We start from the raw sequence: 5,457 nt of genomic DNA, 5'->3' as shown, positions 1-5,457 counted from the left end.
GAAGAAGGAAGAGAAAGGCGTAGGCGGCGCGAGATCCCCTGCACTTTAGTCGGAAAACTTCTTGCGGGCTGACAAAAAAGCCTGCTACAATGCGCGGCTCAGCTGATCGCAGCTGAAGCGAAGAAGGCAAAACGCAAAGGCAAGAAGGCATTTGTGTGGAGTCAAGAGGCCGGATCCTTAAAAACATACAGCCGATAAGCGTGGGCGTTTGAATTGTGCGCAAAAGCCCTGCGGGTGCAAGCCTGTGGGGCAAGTGCGACAAGCACACAAACGCTCAAAGCAAGAAAAGAAGGAAACTTCGATTCTGGAGAGAGCAAACCAAAAGATCAAACAAAAGAGTTTGATCCTGGCTCAGATTGAACGCTGGCGGCATGCCTTACACATGCAAGTCGAACGGCAGCACGGACTTCGGTCTGGTGGCGAGTGGCGAACGGGTGAGTAAAGCATCGGAACGTGCCCGATCGTGGGGGATAACTACTCGAAAGAGTAGCTAATACCGCATAAGATCTACGGATGAAAGCGGGGGACTCGCAAGAGCCTCGCGCGAGCGGAGCGGCCGATGTCAGATTAGGTAGTTGGTGGGGTAAAGGCCCACCAAGCCGACGATCTGTAGCTGGTCTGAGAGGACGACCAGCCACACTGGGACTGAGACACGGCCCAGACTCCTACGGGAGGCAGCAGTGGGGAATTTTGGACAATGGGCGCAAGCCTGATCCAGCCATGCCGCGTGCAGGAAGAAGGCCCTCGGGTTGTAAACTGCTTTTGTACGGAGCGAAAAAGCTGCCACTAACACTGGGAGCCCATGACGGTACCGTAAGAATAAGCACCGGCTAACTACGTGCCAGCAGCCGCGGTAATACGTAGGGTGCAAGCGTTAATCGGAATTACTGGGCGTAAAGCGTGCGCAGGCGGTTTTGTAAGACAGAGGTGAAATCCCCGGGCTCAACCTGGGAACTGCCTTTGTGACTGCAAGGCTAGAGTGCGGCAGAGGGGGATGGAATTCCGCGTGTAGCAGTGAAATGCGTAGATATGCGGAGGAACACCGATGGCGAAGGCAATCCCCTGGGCCTGCACTGACGCTCATGCACGAAAGCGTGGGGAGCAAACAGGATTAGATACCCTGGTAGTCCACGCCCTAAACGATGTCAACTGGTTGTTGGGTCTTAGCTGACTCAGTAACGAAGCCAACGCGTGAAGTTGACCGCCTGGGGAGTACGGCCGCAAGGTTGAAACTCAAAGGAATTGACGGGGACCCGCACAAGCGGTGGATGATGTGGTTTAATTCGATGCAACGCGAAAAACCTTACCCACCTTTGACATGGCAGGAATCCTGAAGAGATTTGGGAGTGCTCGAAAGAGAACCTGCACACAGGTGCTGCATGGCTGTCGTCAGCTCGTGTCGTGAGATGTTGGGTTAAGTCCCGCAACGAGCGCAACCCTTGCCATTAGTTGCTACGAAAGGGCACTCTAATGGGACTGCCGGTGACAAACCGGAGGAAGGTGGGGATGACGTCAAGTCCTCATGGCCCTTATAGGTGGGGCTACACACGTCATACAATGGCCGGTACAGAGGGTAGCCAACCCGCGAGGGGGAGCCAATCCCACAAAGCCGGTCGTAGTCCGGATCGCAGTCTGCAACTCGACTGCGTGAAGTCGGAATCGCTAGTAATCGCGGATCAGCATGTCGCGGTGAATACGTTCCCGGGTCTTGTACACACCGCCCGTCACACCATGGGAGCGGGTTCTGCCAGAAGTAGTTAGCCTAACCGCAAGGAGGGCGATTACCACGGCAGGGTTCGTGACTGGGGTGAAGTCGTAACAAGGTAGCCGTATCGGAAGGTGCGGCTGGATCACCTCCTTTCTGGAAAAGCGCAACAGTTTAAACGCCCACACTTATCGGTTGTTGGATGCACCATCGAACCTGCGAGTTCAGATGGCCTGGGGTCTGTAGCTCAGCTGGTTAGAGCACCGTCTTGATAAGGCGGGGGTCGTTGGTTCGAGCCCAACTAGACCCACCAGACAATCCAATATGCGAGGATTGCCACAGGGGGGATTAGCTCAGCTGGGAGAGCACCTGCTTTGCAAGCAGGGGGTCGTCGGTTCGATCCCGTCATCCTCCACCAAACCAAGGCGTCCAAAGCGCAAAGACAAAACGCAACACCAAAATAGCTTTGCGAAAGGCTATTTTGCTGTTGCTCAGGATCACCTGAAGCACATCGGCTGTTCTTTAAAAAATCATAGAGTCGAATCAGCGTTGCTGATGAAAGCTGCGCCAGTGAAAATGCTGGAGCAAAAATCATCAGTGACAAGAATTTTTGATTGCGTCAAAACGAATATTCAAACCAAGTTTGGAATTCGACACATACGATTTTGGCCTGCAAAGGCGAAAATCGATGCGGCGTGAATACTTGCATGACGTGCATAGCATGCATTAACGCGCGAGGTGCAAGACCTCGCAAGTCCTTGAAAAGTAGCTTGATCATCTCGCAAGAGAGGTCAAAGTTATAGGGTCAAGTGACAAAGAGCATGTGGTGGATGCCTTGGCGATGATAGGCGAAGAAGGACGTGATAGCCTGCGAAAAGCTTCGGGGAGCTGGCAAATAAGCTGTGATCCGGAGATGTCCGAATGGGGAAACCCACCCGCGAGGGTATCGTTGGCTGAATACATAGGCCAACGAGGCGAACCGGGCGAACTGAAACATCTCAGTAGCTCGAGGAAAAGAAATCAACCGAGATTCCGAAAGTAGTGGCGAGCGAAATCGGAAGAGCCTGCCAGAGATAGCACGATTGTTAGCAAAACGGGATGGAAAGCCCGGCCATAGCAGGTGATAGCCCTGTATGCGAAAACAGACGTGTGGTACCAAGCTGGGAACAAGTAGGGCGGGGCACGAGAAACCCTGTCTGAACATGGGGGGACCATCCTCCAAGGCTAAATACTCATCATCGACCGATAGTGAACTAGTACCGTGAGGGAAAGGCGAAAAGAACCCCGGGAGGGGAGTGAAATAGATCCTGAAACCGCATGCTTACAAAAAGTCGGAGCCCCAACTCAGCGATGAGCGGGTGACGGCGTACCTTTTGTATAATGGGTCAGCGACTTACATTCAGTGGCAAGCTTAACCGAATAGGGCAGGCGCAGGGAAACCGAGTCCGAATAGGGCGAATTAGTCGCTGGGTGTAGACCCGAAACCAGGTGATCTATCCATGGCCAGGATGAAGGTGCCGTAACAGGTACTGGAGGTCCGAACCGACTAGTGTTGCAAAACTAGCGGATGAGCTGTGGATAGGGGTGAAAGGCTAAACAAACCTGGAAATAGCTGGTTCTCTCCGAAAACTATTTAGGTAGTGCCTCAAGTATTACCTGCGGGGGTAGAGCACTGTTTTGGCTAGGGGGTCATGGCGACTTACCAAACCAAGGCAAACTCCGAATACTGCAGAGTAGAGCTTGGGAGACAGAGCACCGGGTGCTAACGTCCGGACTCAAGAGGGAAACAACCCAGACCGCCAGCTAAGGTCCCTAAAATTGGCTAAGTGGGAAACGAAGTGGGAAGGCTAAAACAGTCAGGATGTTGGCTTAGAAGCAGCCACCATTTAAAGAAAGCGTAATAGCTCACTGATCGAGTCGTCCTGCGCGGAAGATGTAACGGGGCTCAAGCCAGTTACCGAAGCTGCGGATGCACGAGCAATCGTGCGTGGTAGGAGAGCGTTCTGTAAGCCTGTGAAGGTGTCTGGTGACGGATGCTGGAGGTATCAGAAGTGCGAATGCTGACATGAGTAGCGTTAAAGCGGGTGAAAAGCCCGCTCGCCGTAAGCGCAAGGTTTTCTACGCAACGTTCATCGGCGTAGAGTGAGTCGGCCCCTAAGGCGAGGCAGAGATGCGTAGCTGATGGGAAACAGGTCAATATTCCTGTACCGCTCAATAGTGCGATGTGGGGACGAAGAAGGTTAGCTCAGCCAACTGTTGGAATAGTTGGTTCAAGCCTGTAGTCGTGCCCGGTAGGCAAATCCGCCGGGCTAAGATGAGGGGTGATAACGAGGCTGCTTGCAGCCGAAGTGAGTGATACCCAGCTTCCAGGAAAAGCCACTAAGCTTCAGCTATTGACGACCGTACCGCAAACCGACACTGGTGCGCGAGATGAGTATTCTAAGGCGCTTGAGAGAACTCAGGAGAAGGAACTCGGCAAATTGATACCGTAACTTCGGGAGAAGGTATGCCCCAAGTAGGTGAACTTGAACAAAGGGAGCCCAAAGGGGTTGCAAAAAATCGGTGGCTGCGACTGTTTAATAAAAACACAGCACTCTGCAAACACGAAAGTGGACGTATAGGGTGTGACGCCTGCCCGGTGCTGGAAGATTAAGTGATGGGGTGCAAGCTCTTGATCGAAGTCCCAGTAAACGGCGGCCGTAACTATAACGGTCCTAAGGTAGCGAAATTCCTTGTCGGGTAAGTTCCGACCTGCACGAATGGCGTAACGATGGCCACACTGTCTCCTCCTGAGACTCAGCGAAGTTGAAATGTTTGTGATGATGCAATCTCCCCGCGGAAAGACGGAAAGACCCCATGAACCTTTACTGTAGCTTTGTATTGGACTTTGAACGGATCTGTGTAGGATAGGTGGGAGGCTTTGAAGCCAGGACGCTAGTTCTGGTGGAGCCGACGTTGAAATACCACCCTGGTGCGTTTGAGGTTCTAACCTGGATCCATCACCTGGATCGGGGACAGTGCATGGTAGGCAGTTTGACTGGGGCGGTCTCCTCCCAAAGCGTAACGGAGGAGTTCGAAGGTACGCTAGTTACGGTCGGACATCGTGACGATAGTGCAATGGCATAAGCGTGCTTAACTGCGAGACCGACAAGTCGAGCAGGTGCGAAAGCAGGACATAGTGATCCGGTGGTTCTGTATGGAAGGGCCATCGCTCAACGGATAAAAGGTACTCTGGGGATAACAGGCTGATACCGCCCAAGAGTTCATATCGACGGCGGTGTTTGGCACCTCGATGTCGGCTCATCTCATCCTGGGGCTGTAGCCGGTCCCAAGGGTATGGCTGTTCGCCATTTAAAGAGGTACGTGAGCTGGGTTTAAAACGTCGTGAGACAGTTTGGTCCCTATCTTCCGTGGGCGCTGCAGATTTGAGAAAGCCTGCTCCTAGTACGAGAGGACCGGAGTGGACGCACCTCTGGTGTATCGGTTGTCACGCCAGTGGCATCGCCGAGTAGCTATGTGCGGAAGAGATAACCGCTGAAAGCATCTAAGCGGGAAACTCGTTTCAAGATAAGATCTGCCGGGGCCCCGAGCCCCCTCAAGAGTCGTTCTAGACCAGGACGTTGATAGGCTGGGTGTGTAAGCGCAGCAATGCGTTCAGCTAACCAGTACTAATTGCTCGTGCGGCTTGACCCTATAACTTTGACTGACCAAAGCAAAGTTCCAATGCATGCACTCGTATGTAAGTACCCACT

The 5,457-nt window shown here is 53.1% G+C and carries 2 tRNA genes and 2 rRNA genes; all 4 read left to right on the top strand.

From position 1 onward, the window contains the following. Positions 1-328: 328 nt before the first annotated feature. A 16S ribosomal RNA gene (locus DFR45_RS14215) occupies positions 329-1,861 on the top strand. A gap of 80 nt (positions 1,862-1,941) precedes the next feature. Beyond that, positions 1,942-2,018 (top strand) — tRNA-Ile (locus DFR45_RS14210). 29 nt (positions 2,019-2,047) lie between these two features. Next, positions 2,048-2,123 (top strand) — tRNA-Ala (locus tag DFR45_RS14205). Positions 2,124-2,508: 385 nt separating this feature from the next. Further along, positions 2,509-5,398 (top strand): 23S ribosomal RNA (locus tag DFR45_RS14200). Together the 16S and 23S rRNA genes with 2 tRNA genes alongside form the textbook arrangement of a ribosomal RNA operon. Positions 5,399-5,457 lie beyond the last annotated feature (59 nt).

The organism is Extensimonas vulgaris (assembly GCF_003337425.1).
Taxonomy (GTDB): Bacteria; Pseudomonadota; Gammaproteobacteria; order Burkholderiales; family Burkholderiaceae_C; genus Extensimonas; species Extensimonas vulgaris.
This window is presented reverse-complemented; position numbering and strand designations above follow the sequence as displayed.